The organism is Achromobacter sp. (genome assembly GCF_036567245.1).
GTDB lineage: Bacteria > Pseudomonadota > Gammaproteobacteria > Burkholderiales > Burkholderiaceae_B > Achromobacter.
Genome location: NZ_DATCUY010000211.1, coordinates 1 through 17,456, shown reverse-complemented (window position 1 = coordinate 17,456; position 17,456 = coordinate 1). Strand labels below are relative to the sequence as shown.

Here is a 17,456-nt window from a genome sequence, read left to right as displayed (position 1 = left end):
TATCGGGTCGCGACGCCGGACGCGCCGGCCCGCCCGAGCCAACCGCCGTCCTGGGAACCGCCGCGCTTGAACGCCGGCTGGCTGCTGTCGGACATCTTCGCGGACCATTCCATCCCCATCAAATCGGGCTGCGGCTGGCTGCCGGGCGAATGGCTGAACGAAGAAGGGCTGCACATGGCGCTGCGGCACATGGGGCGGGTGCCGGCCATGCGCATTGCGAACTACGGCCATCCCTACGGCTATGCGCCGCTACGCGAGACCATCGCGGCCAGCCTGAGCGCGCAGGGCATGGAGGTCGAGGCCTCGCAGGTCGTGCTGACCCAGGGCGTGACCCATGGCCTGGACATGGTGATACGCACCTTGCTGCGGCCGGGCGACACGGTGCTGGTCGAGCAGCCCGCCTATGCCAACTTGCTGCAGATGCTGCGCCTGGCTGGCTTGCGCGCGGTGTCCGTGCCCCGCACCTTGGACGGGCTGGACTGCGATGCGCTGGAGGCGGCGGTGGCGCGCCATCGGCCCAGGGCGCTTTTCGTCAACACCGCCTTGCAGAATCCGTCGGGCGCCAGCGTCAGCATGGCCAATGCCTTCCGCATCCTGCAGGCAGCCGAGCGGCACGGCCTGTGGGTGGTGGAAGACGACATCTCGCGCGAACTCGCGCCCGGCGTGACGCCCATGCTGGCCGCCCTGGACGGGGCGCGGCGCGTGGTCTACCTGGGCGGCTATTCCAAGGTCATCAGTCCGTCGGTGCGGGTGGGCTATGTGGTGGCGCACCGCGACCTGGCGCGCGACATCGCGCGCACCAAGATGGCGGTAGGCCTGACCTCGCCGGAGATCATGGAGCGCATCGTGCACCAGGTCATACGCGAGGGCCGCTACCGCGCCCACATTGCGCGTACCCGCGAGCGCCTGGCGGTGGCCCATGCGGGCGTGGCCGAGCTGATGGCGCAGCATGGCTTTGAGATCTACGGACGGCCGCAGGGCGGCTTGTTCCTGTGGGCCAAGGTGGCTGGGCAGTGGCGCGACCGCGGCGCCAACGGCCTGGCGGAACTGGCGCTCAAGGATGGCATCTGGCTGGCGCCCGGCTCTTATTTCGAGGTGGACGAGGCCGACACCCCGTGGGTGCGCTTCAACGTGGCCTATTCGGAGGCGCCCGCCCTCTGGCGCTTCATGCGCAATGCCGGGGCGGCGGCGTGACGGGTTTCGTAGCCGTCAGCCAATAGCTACTGGCGCTCGTAAGTCACGAAATCGTATTCGTAGCCGTTTTCGGCCGGCTGCGCTTCGCGCGCGGTTTCCTTCCATTGGAAGGCGGGCAGCAGCGGGAAGAAGGCATCGCCTTCGACCTCGGCGCGGACTTCGGTGGCCAGGACGCGCCGGGCCAGGGGCAGGGCCTGCGCGTAGATCTGCGCGCCGCCAATGACAAAGGCCGCGTCGATGTCGCCGCAGGCCTGGATTGCGGCCTCCAGCGAGGGGACCACGATGGCGCCCGCGGCGCTGAAATCGGCGTTGCGGCTGATCACGACGTTGCTGCGGCCGGGCAGCGGCCGGCCCAGCGAGTCCCAGGTCTTGCGGCCCATGATGATGGGATGGCCCAGGGTGCTGCGCTTGAAGTGCGCCAGGTCGCCCGGCAGTTTCCAGGGCAGGGCGTTGTCGCGTCCGATGACGCGATTGGTGGAATAGGCGACGATGAGGGTAAGGCTGGCGGGCATGCGGGGTCGGGGCGGTAGGGGTTCGGCCGGTTGGCTACGGCAAGCGTAGCAAATTTGCGCGGCGGCCTGCGCCGCCCCGGCTTCCTCAGTCGACCGCGTGTTCCAGGAATTCGGTGGCGGGCATGGGCTTGCCCAGCAGGAAGCCCTGCAAAGAATCGCAGCCCAGGCCGGTTAGGAACTTCTGTTGCGCCGGCGTTTCCACGCCTTCGGCCACGATGCGCAGGTTCAGCTGCTGCGCCAGCGCGACGATGGCCGATACGATGGCGGCATCCTCGTTGTCGTTTTCCAGTTGGTTGACGAAGCCGCGGTCGATCTTCAGCTCGGTGGCCGGCAAGCGCTTCAGATAGAGCAGGCTGGAATAGCCGGTGCCGAAGTCGTCGATGGAAATCGTCACGCCCAGGTTCGACAGGCGCTTGAGCACCGCCAGACTGGCCTCGGCGTCGCGCATGGCGGTGGATTCGGTCACTTCCAGGGTCAGGCAGGCTGGCGGAACGCCATGGCGTTCCAGGGCCGAACGCACTGTTTCCACCAGGCTGGCGTGGGCGAACTGCAGCGCCGAAATATTGACGGCGACGGTCCAGTGGCCCTGGCCGGCGTTGATCCATTCCCGCATCTGGCGGCAGGCCTCGTTGATCACCCATTCGCCGATGGACAGGATCAGGCCGGTCTTTTCCGCCGTGGGGATGAACTGGTCCGGGCCCACCAGGCCGCGCGTCGGATGATTCCAGCGCAGCAGGGCCTCGGCGCCAATGATGGGGCCGGCGGGTGCTTCGTACTTGGGCTGGTAATGCAGGACGAGCTGGTTGCGTTCCTGCGCCAGGCGCAGGTCGTGCAGCAGTTCGATCTGTTCATGCGCGTCCGCGTTCATGGACGGCTCGAAGAAGCTGTAGCCGGTGCCGCCCAGGCGTTTGGCGTGGTACATCGCCGCGTCGGCGTTGGTCAGCAGGGCGTGGGTGTCCTGGCCATTGTTGGGATAGATGGCAATGCCTACGCTGGAGGTCACCATTACCTCATGTCCGTAGACGGTGACGGGGCGGGCGATGGCGTCGATCAGGCGGTCGGCGACGTTGGCCGCGTCGGTGGGCTCGACCACTTCGCTCAGCACGATGAATTCATCCCCGCCCAGGCGCGCTACCGTGTCCTGGGTGCGGAGGGTCTGGCGGATGCGCTGCGCCAGGTCGATCAGCAATGCGTCGCCGGTGTGGTGCCCGTAAGCGTCGTTGACCGCCTTGAAGCCGTCCAGGTCAAAGAACAGCACCGCGAAGTAACCCTTGCGCCGGGTGGCGCTTTCGATTGCCTGCTCCAGCCTGTCTTCCAGCAGGATGCGGTTGGGCAATTTGGTCAGCGTGTCGTGCAGCGCCAGCTGCACCAGTTCTTCATTGGCTTCCGCCAGCGAAGAGGCCAGGGCCGAGGTGCGTGCCTCCAGCCGGTTGTCCAGCACCGCGACGAGCAGAGCGATGGCCAGCACGCTCAGGGTTACCGCGGTGACCGCGATGGCCAGCCAGCCGGCCGCGATGCCGCTGTTGGCCGCCATGCAGATGCTGCCGGCGGGGAATCCGGCGGCAGCCATGCCGGTGTAGTGCATGCCGACAATGGCGATGCCCATGATCACCGCCGCCAGCGGCCGCGACCAGGCCACGCGGGGGCCGCCGTGGCGCAGGCGGTAGGTAATCCATAGCGCCGCGCCGGAGGCGGCCACCGCTATCACGATGGACAGCGCGAACCACTTGCGGTCGTAGACGATGCCGGGCTCCATGAGCATGGCTGCCATGCCCAGGTAATGCATCGCCGCGATGCCGGCGCCCATCAGCAGCGCGCCGACCAGAAGCCGCCGGCGGGGCAATTCGTCCTTGCTCACGGTCCACAGCGCGAAGGCGGAGCAGCCGATGGCGATGATCAGCGACAGGACGGTCAGGGACAGGTCGTAGCCCATGGCAATGGGCAGGCTGAAGGCCAGCATGCCGACGAAATGCATGGACCAGATGCCCACGCCCATCGCGAAAGCGCCGCCCGCCAGCCAATAGCGCGCGCTGGGCAACCCGTTCGAGGCCCTGACGCGGTTGGCCATGCCCAACGCCGTGTACGACGCCAGGATGGCGACTCCTAGGGATACGAGGACGAGCGAAGGGTTATACGTTCCGACGAGCATTTGTGGGGTCCTGTCCTTGGCGCATACTGCCGCCGCGCGGGCTTCATATCAAATCAATTGGTAGTCTATGGTTGCAAGTCGGTCGCAAGACAAAATTCGGCGGTCGACGCTGGTGCTGCACGTGCTCTCTTTTTGAGAAGGGGGGGCTGAGCAACGCCGGCGGACGGCGCTGCCGGGCGGATTGCCCGGTTTCGCGGCGAGCGACCGGCACGGCGCGGCTGGTGCCGGTCGGAAGCAATGGCGCGCGGGAATTTCTGGACGCGCGTCCATGGCTAAGGGATGGGTTATACCGAAAACGCGCTTCCAGAAGCTCACCAATCTTCACCTGCGGCCATGGGCGCGCAGGCGGGGTGGTCTATACGGCCATGGCGGCGGTGAGGGGGGCGTGATGGGTGTAGCCAGACAGCGAGAAGTCGCCCGGCTCCACCTTCTCCAGCCATTCGGGTTCGTAGCGTCCGGTGACCGCGAAATCGGGAACGCGGTCCGACAGGATCAGCGTGGGGGCTTCGTAGGGTTCGCGCGTGAGTTGTTCGCGCAACATCGGCAGGTGGTTCTCGTAGATGTGTGCGTCGCCGATGAAGTAGGTGAACCAGCGCGGGGTGTAGCCGGTCAGGCGGCCGACCAGATGCAGCAGGGCCGCGCCTTCGGTGAGGTTGAACGGCGTGCCCAGGCCGACATCGTTGGATCGGATGTACAGGCACAGCGATATTTCGCGGGTCGTCGCGTTCGGCAGGAATTGATAGAGCAGGTGGCAGGGCGGCAGCGCCATTTCCTCGATCTGCGCCCAGTTCCAGCCATGGAACAGGATGCGGCGGTCGCCGGGACGCTCATGGATGGTGTCCAGGCATTGCCGCAGCTGGTCCACCGCCTTGTACATCAGCACCTTCGGCACGCCGCCTTCCTCCAGCTCGGCCACCTGGGTGTAGCCGCGCGACAGGGCGTCGGCGATCTGCGCCGGGCGGCTGGCGTCCAGCATCTTGTAGGCCGGCCATTGGCGCCATTGCACCCCGTAGACCGGACCCAGGTCGTCGGGTCCTTCGCGATAAGGATTGGCCAGCCACTGGCTGTTTTCGTTGGCGTTCTGGTCCCAGACCTTGCAGCCGAGCTCGCGGAACTCCGCCGCGTTGCGCGAGGCGCGCAGGAAACCCACCATTTCGCCGATGGCGGACTTGAACGCCAGCTTCTTGGTGGTTACCGCGGGGAAGCCCTTTTGCAAATCGAAGCGCAGCGATGCGCCCGGCATGCTCAGGGTGCGTATGCCCGTGCGGTTTTCCTGCCACGCGCCGGTGTCCAGGATGGATTGAACGAGGTCCAGGTATTGTTTCATGGCGGTCCTTGCGCACGCTCGCCCGGCGGGTGACGCAGACAGCCGCCGCGAACGGATCGCGGCGGCGCTTATAAGTTAAGGAATAGACGAATTACACCACGCGGGCGCGGTTCAGGCGGCGGCGGACGCTTCCTGCGTATCGACGATCTCGACCGAGAAGGTCAGCGCCGCGGTTTTCTCCAGCATGGCCGAAGCCGAGCAGTATTTCTCATGCGACAGCTGCACCGCGCGTTCCACCGCGGCGCGCGGCAGGTTGCGGCCGGTGACGGTGAAGGCGAAATGGATGCGGGTGAAGACCTTGGGGTCGGCATCGGCGCGGTCAGCCTGGAGCTTGACGCTGCAGCCGCTGACGGCGTGGCGTCCGCGCTTGAGGATCAGCACCACGTCGTATGCGGTGCAGCCGCCGGTGCCGGCCAGCAGCATTTCCATGGGCCGGGGGGCCAGATTGTGTCCACCGCCGTCCACGGCGCCGTCCATGACAGCCACGTGGCCGCTGCCGGTACTGGCGGTGAAGAGCATGCCGTTCGGGCCGCCCCAGTCGATCGTGCATTCCATGTTGTCGTGTCCTTGAGCTTGAGCGCTGTCAATGGCTGATGATACCTGTTGCGTACAATTCCGGGCATGAGAGCCCCGCCCCGCATCAGGGGTGTGTGCGCCTGCCTTGCCGAGGAGTTGCCCATGTCCACCGCTCTGTCCCGCCCCAGCCCTGTTTCCTTCCTGCGTCGCATCAGCCCCGTGGATGCCTTGCTGGCCGAGGCTGACCGTGCGCTGCGGGTGCTGTCCGGCAACGCGACGGCCGGCCGCCCTTATCCGGCCACCGCGGACGAGGCGCCCCAGGCCCTGTCGGCCCAGGAAAAGCGCCACGCGGCAGGACTGATGCGCGTAAACCACGTGGGCGAGGTCTGCGCCCAGGCGTTGTACCGGGGGCAGGCCTCGGTCTGCCGCGAACCGGCGCCTCGGGCGCTGCTGCTGAATGCCGCCTCCGAGGAAGTGGATCACTTGGCGTGGTGCAATCAGCGGCTGACCGAACTGGGCAGCCGTCCCAGCCTGCTGAATCCGGTCTGGTATGCGGGGTCGTTCGCGCTGGGCGTGCTGGCCAGCTATGCCGGCGTACCGCGCAACCTGGGTTTCATGGCGGAAACCGAAAAACAGGTTGAAGCGCATCTGGAAGAACATCTGCGCACCTTGCCGGTGCAGGACGAGCGTTCGCGCCAAATCGTCCAGAAGATGAAAGAGGACGAGGCGCAGCATCGCGCCAGCGCGGAGGCGGCGGGGGGCGTGCCATTGCCGGGGCCGGTGAAAGCCGCGATGCGCGCCATGTCCAAGCTCATGACGACCACGGCTTACTGGGTGTGAAAGGCCAGGTCGGCAAAATGTTGCAATGCGCAAAAATGGATGCAAGTTGGTGCCAGGCGCACCATTCCAGTGCGAAATCCAGAGCGGGATAACCCGGTGCTGGCTAGGGTAAGCCCCGGGCGGGTTTACCCATTCGGCAGAAACCCTGTTTTTGGAACGGGCATTGATCGGCGCGGGTTTCCAGGCAGGTGCACCAGGTTTTGCGGCAAAAATGCAACGCCAAAAATCTCTTGTGCGGCAGGCTAAAAAAATTCTTGCATCGCACAAAAAACCTCGGTACTATTCACTCATCGGATGTTGAAACGCAGTCGGCGCGGTGCAAAACCCCGAAAGCGCAGTGAGCGGAAGGCCAGCTCCCAACATGCCACGGTTGTCTCCTCCACCCTCCTCCTTTGGTGGATTTAGCCCGAGATCTCACGATCTCGGGCTTTTTTTTCGGCATTTTAAATGCGTCCCCATTTAAGTGGGCTGGTGCTTGGGCCGTCGCCCCGCGCGGCGCTTCCCCCATAGGGCGATCCTCGCGTTTTCCCTTGGATATTTCGCGTGCGCCAGGGCGGAAAGTTCTACAATCGTTTTATGAATCCCCTATTTCCGCGCTTACGCGGGTTTGCCGTGCCGTACCAGCCAGATGGCGGTCCCGGTCTTGGAATGACGGCTTGGCGCACGGCGTTACGTTCTGTGCCGGTGAATTGCACTTCCTTATTCCTCCCATATATGGGCGTTACACCTGCCTCCGATAATGGCGGGCCTGTCTCGATAGACCAACCAGAGGTGACTCGGTGACCTGGCTGTACATTTGCGTGGTCGCATTCATGGTGGGGGGACTCATCGTGGCGTCGGAGCGCTGGCATGGCGCCTTCACCGGCGACAGCGACCTCAACAAGCCCCAAGCCAACCATTCCCGCGCCACGCCCCGCGTCGGCGGGCTGGCTGTTCTTGCGGGTACGCTGGCGGGCTTGCTGGTCCTCGGACCCAGCAACATGACGCTGACCTGGCTGTGGCCCGCGCTGTTCGTCGCGGCGCTGCCTGTGTTCGTGGCCGGCCTGCTCGAAGACATTACCAAGGACATCGGCGCCAGCAAGCGCCTGCTGGCCGCCTTCCTGTCGGCAGCGATCGCCTGGTGGCTGCTGGGCGGCGTCAGCCGCGTCGGCATGGCGCCGGTGGATTACGTGCTGTCCTTCTGGCCGGTGTCGCTGCTGTTCACCATGTTCGCGGTGGGCGGCTGTACGCATGCGCTGAATATCGTTGACGGCATGAACGGCCTGGCCGGCATGGTGGCCACGCTGATGGCGGTGTCGATCAGCCTGGTGGCGCTGCAGGTGGGCGACGTGCCGATTTTCCTGGTGGCGGCGGCCCTGGCCTCGGCCACGCTGGGTTTCCTGGTCTGGAATTTCCCGTTCGGGCGCGTGTTCCTGGGCGATGGCGGCGCGTACTTCCTGGGTTTCATGCTGGCCGAGCTTGCGGTACTGCTGGTGGTGCGCAATCCTTCGGTATCGCCGTTCTACGCCCTGGCGGTGTTGTTCTACCCCGTGTTCGAAACCGGCTTCTCGATCTGGCGCCGCCGTTTCAAGCGTGGCGTGCCGGTGGATCAGCCGGATGCCTTGCACTTGCATCAGCTGGTGTTCCGCCGTCTGGTCCGGGTCACGTTCAGCCGGGGCCGGCGGCATGCGGTGCCGGCCCTTTGCAACGCGCTGGCCTCGCCTTACATGTGGGTGCTGGCCCTGATCGGCCTGGTGCCCGCCACCATCTGGTGGGACAACGCCTGGGCGCTGTGTGCCAGCCTGGTGGTGTTCGCCGCCGTCTATATCTGGCTGTATTCGCGGCTGGTTTCCTGGCGACGGCCGGGCTGGCTGCTGCTGCCCTCCGTTTTGCGGACTTCCGATTAGCTTTGGGCGCCCCGGCGGTTGCCGCCGGGGGCTCGGTAATCCTTTTTTAATTACCCGACCATATTTGAAATGCCGTAATCGTTCTACGGTGAAGGGAGAGTTATGTTGCGAATTCAGGATGTGAAACTCGCCGTTGTCGGCCTGGGCTATGTCGGCCTGCCCCTGGCGGTGGAGTTCGGCAAGAAGCGTTCGGTCATTGGGTTCGATATCAATACGCGCCGCATCGATGCGCTCAAGGCGGGCCATGACCACACGCTGGAAGTCAGCGACGAAGAACTGAAGGAAGCAGCCCAGCTGAGCTATACGGCCGACCGCGCCGTGCTGGGCCAGGCCAATGTGTTCATTGTGACCGTGCCGACCCCCATCGACGAATACAAGCAGCCGGACCTGACCCCGCTGGTCAAGGCCAGCGAGACCATTGGCGCCGTGCTCAAGCGCGGTGATATCGTCATCTACGAATCCACCGTTTACCCTGGCGCCACGGAAGAAGACTGCGTGCCGGTGCTGGAGCGCGTGTCGGGCCTGAAGTTCAACGTGGACTTCTACGCCGGCTACAGCCCCGAGCGCATCAATCCGGGCGACAAGGAGCACCGCGTCAGCACGATCAAGAAGGTCACGTCCGGTTCCACGCCGGAAGTGGCCGAGCTGGTCGACCAGCTGTACAAGGAGATCATCACCGCCGGGACCCACAAGGCTTCCAGCATCCGCGTGGCCGAAGCCGCCAAGGTGATCGAGAACACGCAGCGCGACGTGAACATCGCGTTGATCAACGAATTGGCCCTGATCTTCAACAAGATGGGCATCGACACCGAAGCCGTGCTGCAGGCGGCTGGCACCAAGTGGAACTTCCTGCCGTTCCGTCCGGGCCTGGTGGGCGGCCACTGCATAGGCGTGGACCCGTACTACCTGACCCACAAGGCGCAGTCCATCGGCTACCACCCCGAGATCATCCTCGCGGGCCGCCGCCTGAACGACTCGATGGGCGGCTACGTGGTGTCGCAGCTGGTCAAGGCCATGACCAAGCGCCGCATCCATGTGCAGGGCGCCCGCGTGCTGGTCATGGGACTGGCGTTCAAGGAAAACTGCCCCGACCTGCGCAATACGCGCATCGTGGATATCGTGAAAGAACTGGGTGACTACAACGTCGACGTCGACGTGTATGACCCGTGGGTCGACCCCGAAGAGGCGGTGCATGAATACGGCCTGACTCCGGTGGCCAAGCCTGATGAAGGCAAGTACGACGCCGTGATCCTGGGCGTGGCGCACAATCAGTTCAAGGCGATGGGCGCGGAAGGCATCCGTAAGCTCGGCAAGCCGCAGCACATCCTGTACGACCTGAAGTATGTGCTTTCGCCTTCCGAATCCGATCTGCGCCTGTAAGGACCGCTCATGACTACACGCTTTGATACCGTCAAGAAAGAACTCTCGGCCGCGCCGCGCAAGTGGCTGGTGACTGGCTGCGCTGGCTTCATCGGTTCGAACTTGGTGGAAACCCTGCTGAAGCTGGGCCAGACCGTGACCGGCCTGGACAACTTCGCCACCGGCCATCAGCACAATCTGGATGAGGTGCGCGGCTCGGTCGCGCCCGAGCAGTGGGCGCGCTTTACCTTCATCGAAGGCGACATCCGCGACCTGGAAGCCTGCCGCCGCGCGGCGCAGGGTGTGGATTTCGTGCTGCACCAGGCCGCGCTGGGCTCGGTGCCGCGCTCGCTGAAGGATCCGATCACCACCAACGAGGTGAACATCGGCGGCTTCCTGAACATGCTGGTGGCGGCGCGCGATGCCGAAGTCAAATCCTTCGTCTATGCGGCTTCCAGCTCGACCTACGGCGACCATCCGGCGCTGCCCAAGGTCGAAGAGAACATCGGCAATCCCCTGTCGCCCTACGCGGTGACCAAGTACGTCAACGAGCTCTACGCCGACGTGTTCGCGCGTTCCTACGGCTTCGAGTCGGTGGGCCTGCGCTACTTCAATGTGTTCGGCAAGCGCCAGGACCCCAATGGCGCCTACGCGGCCGTGATCCCCAAGTGGACGGCAGCAATGATCCAGGGCGAGGACGTCACCATCAACGGCGACGGCGAGACCAGCCGCGACTTCTGCTTCGTGGACAACGCGGTACAGGCCAACATCCTCGCGGCCATGGCCGCGCCGGAAGGCCGCAACCAGGTCTACAACGTGGCGGTAAGCGGCCGCAGCACCCTGAACCAGCTGTTCGGCTTCCTGGTGCAAGCCCTGGGCAACCAGGGCGTGGCCTATGGCAAGAAGCCGGTCTACGCCGATTTCCGCGCGGGTGACGTGCGCCACTCGCAGGCGGACGTCAGCAAGGCGGGCCGACTGCTGGGCTACGAGCCGACGCACACCGTGCTGCAGGGCCTGGAAGTGGCCATGCCCTGGTACACGCAATTCCTGCGTTGATTTGAAAGCACTCGTCAGAAAACTCGGCAGCATCCACCCGGACCACCAGCGCATTTTCAAGGGCGCCTTCCGGGTGGCGGTATTCCTGCTGCTGGGCAAGGCTGCCGGCGCCATCAAGGAGATGGCGGTGGCGTACCGCTACGGCGTCAGCGACGCCGTGGACGCCTATCAATTCACGATGACCATGGCCACCTGGCTGCCGGTCACCATCGTGGGCGTGTTGTCGGTAGTTCTGATCCCGGTGCTGGTGCGGTTGCGCCGCACCGATGCCGCCGAAAGAAATCTCTTCATCAGCGAACTGCAGGGCTGGGTGGCCGCCGCGGGCATTGCGCTGGCGCTGCTGACCTGGTTCGCCTGGCCGCAGGTGGTCGGCGTGCTGGGGCAGGGCTTGTCAGCCCGCGTGGGCGACATGACCGGGCAGCTGCTTGCCGCGTTCGCCCCGGTGTCGGCGCTGCTGCTCATCGCCGGCATCAGCGCCGCGCGGTTGCGGGCGCAGGAAAGGCACGTCAATACCTTGCTGGACAGCGTGCCCGCCGTGGCGACGCTGGCCTGGGTGATGCTGGCCGCCAGCGCCGACGGCGTCGGGCCGCTGCTGTGGGGCACTCTGGTGGGTTACGCCATCCAGACCGTCTGGCTGGCGTGGCTGGCGGCGCGTGCCGACGGCGGTTTCTGGGGCGCGCCCCGGCTCTCGCTGCAATCGCCGCACTGGCCCGAACTGCTGGGCGCCGCAGGCGTGATGCTGATCGGTCAGGTCGCCATGAGCTTTGTCGGCCCGCTGGACCAGTATGCCGCCGCCAACCTGGGTGCGAACGCCAACGCCACGCTGGGCTATGCCAGCCGGCTGTTGTCGTTGGTGCTGGGGATCGGCGCCGTGTCGGTGGGGCGCGCGGCCCTGCCCGTGCTGGCCGATGTGCAAGCGCGCGGCGATACCGCGCGCGCGCGAGGCATGGCCCTGAAATGGTCGGTGCTGATGGTGGCAGCAGGCGCCGTTGCCGTCGCCGTGGGTTGGGTGCTGGCTCCGTGGGGCGTATCGGTACTGTTTCAGCGCGGCGCCTTTACCGCCGAGAATACCCAGGCCGTGGCCCACGTGTTTCGTTGGGGGCTGTTGCAACTGCCGTTCTACTTCGGCGTGCTGATCCTGGTGCAACTGCTGGCGAGCCAGAACCGCTATCGCGTGATGGCCGCCATCGCCGTCGCCAATTTCGCCTTGAAGGCGGTGTTGAATACCGTACTGGCGCCCAAGATGGGCGCAGCCGGCATCATGCTGGCGACCAGCCTCATGTATCTGTTGTCCTTTGCGTGCTATCTGGTGGTGGCGATGCGCAAGGCTGAACCCAAAGAGGCCGATTGAATGCCCGTGACCGATACCGGCCCGGCGCCGCGCGTCCTGCTGTTCATCCATTCCCTGCATGGCGGCGGTGCGGAGCGCGTGGCCGCCGACCTGAGCGCGCATTGGGCGGGCATGGGCCGCGAGGTAATGGTGGTGACACAGGCAAGCGCCGAGGGTGACGTCTACACGCTGCACCCCAAGGTGCGCCGCGAGGTGCTGCATACGGCGGGCGAGGGCGGCGGCCTGCGCGGCATCTGGAGCAATGTGCAGCGGGTGCGCGCCTTGCGCCGCGTGGTCAAGGCGTTCCGTCCGGACATCGTGCTGGGCATGATGACGACGGCGTCGGTGCTGTCGGTCCTGGCCTGCGCGGGCCTGTCCTGCCGGGTGATCGCGACCGAGCATACGCATCCGCCCTCGCAGACCTTGTCGGGCTTCTGGCAGCGTTTGCGCCGGCTGACGTATCCGCGCGCGGCCAGCGTGGTTGCGCTGACCCGCGGCACCGCCGACTGGCTGGCGCAGCACGTGCCGGGCAGCAAGCTGGCCGTCATCCCCAACCCTGTACACTTTCCATTGCCGCGCGCCGAGCCTGTGCTGCCCCCCGTGTCGGGCGATGGCCGCAAACGGCTGCTGGCGGTGGGCCGCCTGCACGCCGACAAGGGTTTCGACCTGCTGATCCAGGCCTACGCGCAATTGGCGGCATCGCATCCTGGCTGGGATCTGGTTATCCTGGGCGAGGGCGACGAAAGGCGCTCCCTGGAAGCGCAGGTGCGCGAGGCCGGACTGGAGTCGCGCGTCTTCATGCCGGGGCGCGCGGGCAACGTCGGCGACTGGTATGAAAGCGCCGACCTGTACGTGCTGACCTCACGCTTCGAGGGGCTGTCCAATACCCTGCTCGAATCCATGGCGAGCGGCCTTGCCGCCGTATCGTTCGATTGCGACACGGGGCCGCGCGAGATCATTCGCGAAGGCGTGGACGGCGTGCTGGTGCGCCCCAATGGCGACGTGTCCGCGCTGTGCCAGGCGCTGGAGGCCGTCATGCGCAATGACGCGGATCGCGTGCGCATGGCGCAGGCGGCGACTGACGTGCGCGACCGTTTTTCGGCCGTGCGCGTGCTGCAGAAATGGCAGGAACTTTTTGACGGCGTGCGCAAAACAGGCCGTTGAGCCGCGCGTCGCGCCGTTGCTACAGTGATAACGAGAACTTCATCATGTGCGGAATAGTCGGGATTTGGGGCCCTGTCGGGAACAAGGCGCAGGTGTTGGCGGAAAGCTGCCGCCGCATCCGCCACCGCGGGCCGGACAGCAACGGATTCTGGGAAGATAACGAGGCCGAACTGGCCCTGGCGCACGTGCGCCTGGCGATCCTCGACCTGACCGAGGCGGGCCACCAGCCCATGACGTCGGCCTGCGGGCGCTATGTCATGGTGTTCAACGGTGAAATCTACAATCACCTGGACATCCGCAAGCAGCTCGAACAATCGGCGTTGGCGCCGTCCTGGCGCGGCCATTCCGACACGGAAACGCTGCTGGCGGGCTTCACCGCGCTAGGTATCGAGGCCACCTTGCAGGCCGCGGTGGGCATGTTCGCCATCGCGCTGTGGGACCGCGCCTCGCGCAAGCTGATGCTGGCGCGCGACCGCATGGGCGAAAAGCCGCTGTACTACGGTTATTCGGGCGCGGAACTGGTGTTTGCCTCGGAACTCAAGGGCTTGATGCCGATTCCGGGCTTCGGCCGCGAGTTGAACCGCAACGCCCTGGCGTCGTTCATGCGGCACAACTACATTCCGGCGCCGCAATCCATTTACCAGGGCATCGCCAAGCTGCCGCCGGGCGCCTGGGTCGAATTCACGGCCGACGATACCCGCAGCCGCCGCATGCCCGAGCCGCGCTTGTACTGGTCGGCCCGCGAGGCCGCCGACACCGCCGCGCAATCGCTGCTGTCGTTCGAATCCGACGCGCAGGCCACCGACGCACTGGAAGGCGTGCTGGCCAAGGCGGTCGGCGGCCAGATGCTGTCGGATGTGAGTCTGGGCGCCTTCCTGTCGGGCGGCATCGACTCGTCCACCATCGTGGCGCTGATGCAGGCGCAGAGCTCGCAGCCCGTGCGCACCTTTGCCATCGGCTTCCACGAGAAAGGCTACGACGAGGCGCAGCACGCCAAGGCCGTGGCCACGCACCTGGGCACCGACCATACCGAGCTGTACGTGACGGCGGATGATGCGCTGGCCGTGGTGCCCTCGTTGGCTGACATGTACGATGAACCGTTCGCGGATTCGTCGCAGATCCCGACTTCGCTGGTAACGCGCATGGCGCGCCAACACGTCACGGTGGCTTTGTCCGGCGATGGCGGCGACGAACTTTTCGGCGGTTATTCGCGTTATTTCCGTGTGAACAACTGGTGGCAGCAATGCGAGCGTGTCCCCGCGGTGCTGCGCAAGCCCGCCGGCGCGCTGTTGAGCGCATCCACGCATCTGCCCGGGCGCGGCGCCTGGCGCGGCAAGGTCGGCAAGCTGGGAGAGCTGCTGCGCGCCGACACGCGTGGCGAGTTCTACCGCCATTTCGTGTCGTACTGGGCCGATCCGTCCAGCGTGGTGAAAGGCGGCGTGGAGCCCGTGTCCGAGTTTGCCCGGGCGATGCAGGGTTCCACCTTCGAAGCCATGATGAAGCTGGATACGGTGACCTATCTGCCGGACGACATCCTGGTCAAGGTGGACCGCGCCGCCATGGCCGTCAGCCTGGAAACCCGTGTACCGCTGATCGACCACCGCGTTTATGAATTTGCCTGGAGCCTGCCGCACCAATACAAGGTGCGCGGCAGCACCGGCAAGTGGCTGCTGCGTCAGGTGCTGCACCGCCATGTGCCGCAGGCGCTGGTGGACCGCCCCAAGCGCGGTTTCGCCGTGCCGCTGGCGGCCTGGTTGCGCGGCCCGCTGCGCGAGTGGGCCGATGCGCTGCTGGACCCGGCGCGCCTGCGCCAGGAAGGCTGGTTCGAACCCGAGCCCATTCTGCGCAAGTGGCGCGAGCACACCTCCGGCCATCGGAACTGGGACAGCCACCTGTGGGGCGTGCTGATGATGCAAGCCTGGCTCGACCGCTATCGCGGCGCCAAGGAGCAGGGAGGAACGGTTGGGAGTCTTTGACGCATGAAAATCTTGATGCTGGTCAGTTCCATGCATGCGGGCGGCGCCGAACGGGTCGCTGCCACGCTGGTCAACGCATGGGCCGAACGGGGGGATTCCGTCATCCTGACGCCCACCTACTCGTCCAAGGGAAGCTGCTTTTATCCGCTGTCGGACAAGGTCGAGCTGGCCTGGCTGGCGGATCTGGCGGGTACGCGCGTGTCGGGCGCCATGGCCGCGTTCAAGCGTCTGCTGGCGCTGCGCCGGCACATCCGCGAGTCCAAGCCGGACGTGGTGGTGTCCTTCCTGACCAACGTCAACGTGGCCGCCATCCTCGCCACCCGCGGGCTGGGCGTGCCGCTCATCGTCTGCGAGCGCACCAACCCGGTGGCCGAAACCACGACGGGAACGGTGTGGCGCAAGCTGCGCCGCGTTCTGTACCCTCGCGCCGACATGGTCACGGTGCAGGCGGAAGACACTGCCGGTCCGTTCGCCCGGCAGGTGCCCGGCATCAAGCGCCTGGCCGTCATTCCCAATCCCTTGCCGGCGCCCCTGCTGGACGCGCCGATGGTGCCGCAGCGTGAAGACGGCGGTCCGCGCGAACTGCTGGCGATGGGACGCCTGGTCACCGACAAGCAATTCGACCTGCTGATCGACGTGTTCGCGCAACTGGCGCCCGACTTTCCGGATTGGAACCTGCGCATCTGGGGCGAAGGCCCCGAACGCGGCGCGCTGGAGCAGCAGGTCGCACGCCTGGGCCTGCAGTCACGCATCAGCCTGCCCGGCCGCACCGAGACGCCCTGGGATGAACTCGCGCGCGGGCAGGCCTTCGTGCTGAGTTCGCTGGTTGAGGGCTTTCCCAATGTGCTGCTGGAAGCCATGTCGCTGGCTCTGCCCTGCGTGGCGTTCGATTGCCCGAGCGGGCCGCGCGAGATGACGCGCAATGGCGAGGACGCCTTGCTGGTACCCGCCGGCAATCGCGATGCCCTGCGCGAGGCCCTGCGTCGCCTGCTGGGCGATCTCTCCTTGCGCCAGCAACTGGGCATGCGTGGCGCTTTCGCGGTTCGGCAGCGCTACGCGTTGGCCAGCGTGCTGGCGGAATGGGATGAACTATTCGATGCCGTGCGGGAGGAGCGATGAACGCTCGTCGGCTGCGCGTCCTGCACATCATCACCGGCCTGGGGCAGGGGGGCGCGGAGTCCGTGCTGTTCCGCCTGGCTACCTATCCCGAGGCGGATGTGGAGCACGTCGTCGTGTCATTGACCGACGAGGGCATCTATGGCGCACGCCTGCGCGCTGCAGGCATTGCCGTGCATGCGCTGGGCATGAAGCGCGGGCGCGTCAGCCTGGGCGGCTTCATGGCGTTGCGCTCGCTCATCGTTGCAGCGCGTCCCGACGCGGTGCAGACCTGGATGTACCACGCCGATCTGATCGGCGGCCTGGCGGCGCGCCTGGCGGGCGTGCGCGCCATCGTCTGGGGGATCCGCAATTCCGGCGAACACCTGGAGCGCAGCAGCCGCTCGGCGCGCATGGTGCTGCGGGCGTGTGCGCTGCTGTCGGGCCGCATACCGAAGGCGATTGTGTGCGCCGCCCAGAAGTCGGCGGAACGCCATGCCGACAAGGGCTATGCGCGTGAGCGCATGGTGGTGATCGCCAATGGCTATGATCTGTCGCGCTATGCGCCCGATGGCGAGGCTCGGGTGCGCGTGCGTGCGCAATGGGGCTTGCCGGAGGATGTGCCGGCCATCGGCTGCGTGGCCCGCTGGGATCCGCTCAAGGACCATGCCAACTTGCTGCGCGCCGTCGCGGCGCTGGTGCGCGACGGCCGCGATGCCGGCCTGCGTTGCGTGCTGATCGGCCGCGGCATGGATACGGACAATGCCGAGCTGGCCGCCCTGATTGACCGGCTGGGTTTGCGCGACCGGGTGGTGCTGGCGGGGCCTAGCGACGACGTCCCCGGCGCGATGAATGGCCTCGATCTGCACGTCCTGTCCAGTTGTGCGGAAGGCTTTCCCAACGTGGTGGCCGAGGCCATGGCTTGCGGCGTCTACTGCGTCGTGACGGACGTGGGCGACGCGGCCTTTATCGTTGGCGATACCGGCGTGGTGGTGCCGCCAGAGCAATCCGAGGCGCTGGCCCGCGGCATCGAAACGGCCTTGCGCGAGGTG

14 protein-coding genes are annotated in these 17,456 nt (G+C 66.1%); 10 read left to right on the top strand and 4 right to left on the bottom strand.

The window, feature by feature from the left end:
* Positions 1-1,194 (top strand): PLP-dependent aminotransferase family protein (locus VIR09_RS09220; protein ID WP_332012587.1); only part of this gene is annotated, 1,194 nt, incomplete at its 5' end.
* A 26-nt stretch (positions 1,195-1,220) separates the two neighbouring features.
* Here VIR09_RS09220 and VIR09_RS09215 read toward each other — a convergent pair.
* The 4 genes from VIR09_RS09215 to VIR09_RS09200 all read right to left on the bottom strand — a co-directional run bounded on the left by VIR09_RS09215 (position 1,221) and on the right by VIR09_RS09200 (position 5,737).
* Positions 1,221-1,706: a dihydrofolate reductase gene (locus VIR09_RS09215; protein ID WP_332012586.1), complete on the bottom strand. Its 486-nt coding sequence runs from the start codon at positions 1,704-1,706 to the stop codon at positions 1,221-1,223.
* Positions 1,707-1,791: 85 nt separating this feature from the next.
* The gene (locus VIR09_RS09210) at positions 1,792-3,855 is read right to left on the bottom strand and encodes a putative bifunctional diguanylate cyclase/phosphodiesterase (protein ID WP_332012585.1); all 2,064 of its coding nucleotides are present in this window, start codon (positions 3,853-3,855) and stop codon (positions 1,792-1,794) included.
* Between the two features lie 355 nt (positions 3,856-4,210).
* Positions 4,211-5,182, bottom strand: a complete 972-nt coding sequence (locus tag VIR09_RS09205) for a thymidylate synthase (RefSeq protein WP_332012584.1) — start codon at positions 5,180-5,182, stop codon at positions 4,211-4,213.
* Positions 5,183-5,293: 111 nt separating this feature from the next.
* Positions 5,294-5,737 carry an OsmC family protein gene (locus VIR09_RS09200; protein ID WP_332012583.1) on the bottom strand — a complete coding sequence of 148 codons (444 nt, stop codon included), beginning with the start codon at positions 5,735-5,737 and terminating at the stop codon, positions 5,294-5,296.
* A gap of 123 nt (positions 5,738-5,860) precedes the next feature.
* On the opposite strand from VIR09_RS09200, the gene coq7 reads away from it, so the two are divergent.
* The 9 genes from coq7 to VIR09_RS09155 all read left to right on the top strand — a co-directional run.
* Positions 5,861-6,538: a 2-polyprenyl-3-methyl-6-methoxy-1,4-benzoquinone monooxygenase gene (gene coq7 / locus VIR09_RS09195; RefSeq protein WP_332012582.1), complete on the top strand. Its 678-nt coding sequence runs from the start codon at positions 5,861-5,863 to the stop codon at positions 6,536-6,538.
* 779 nt (positions 6,539-7,317) lie between these two features.
* Complete coding sequence (locus VIR09_RS09190; RefSeq protein WP_013396215.1) at positions 7,318-8,424, top strand: MraY family glycosyltransferase; 1,107 nt, start codon at positions 7,318-7,320, stop codon at positions 8,422-8,424.
* Positions 8,425-8,526: 102 nt separating this feature from the next.
* Positions 8,527-9,804 (top strand): Vi polysaccharide biosynthesis UDP-N-acetylglucosamine C-6 dehydrogenase TviB, encoded by a 1,278-nt coding sequence (tviB, locus tag VIR09_RS09185; protein WP_332012581.1) that lies wholly within the window; start codon positions 8,527-8,529, stop codon positions 9,802-9,804.
* A gap of 9 nt (positions 9,805-9,813) precedes the next feature.
* Positions 9,814-10,839 carry an SDR family oxidoreductase gene (locus VIR09_RS09180; protein ID WP_332012580.1) on the top strand — a complete coding sequence of 342 codons (1,026 nt, stop codon included), beginning with the start codon at positions 9,814-9,816 and terminating at the stop codon, positions 10,837-10,839.
* 1 nt (position 10,840) lies between these two features.
* Complete coding sequence (murJ, locus tag VIR09_RS09175; RefSeq protein ID WP_332012579.1) at positions 10,841-12,190, top strand: murein biosynthesis integral membrane protein MurJ; 1,350 nt, start codon at positions 10,841-10,843, stop codon at positions 12,188-12,190.
* On the top strand, positions 12,191-13,333 hold the full coding sequence (locus VIR09_RS09170; protein WP_332012578.1) for a glycosyltransferase family 4 protein: 1,143 nt from the start codon (positions 12,191-12,193) through the stop codon (positions 13,331-13,333).
* A gap of 44 nt (positions 13,334-13,377) precedes the next feature.
* On the top strand, positions 13,378-15,309 hold the full coding sequence (gene asnB, locus VIR09_RS09165; protein WP_332012577.1) for an asparagine synthase (glutamine-hydrolyzing): 1,932 nt from the start codon (positions 13,378-13,380) through the stop codon (positions 15,307-15,309).
* 3 nt (positions 15,310-15,312) lie between these two features.
* A complete protein-coding gene (locus VIR09_RS09160) occupies positions 15,313-16,428 on the top strand; it encodes a glycosyltransferase family 4 protein (protein ID WP_332012576.1) in 1,116 nt (371 codons plus the stop codon).
* A partial coding sequence (locus VIR09_RS09155; RefSeq protein WP_332012575.1) for a glycosyltransferase family 4 protein occupies positions 16,425-17,456 on the top strand: 1,032 nt, incomplete at its 3' end. The genes VIR09_RS09160 and VIR09_RS09155, both read left to right, overlap by 4 nt.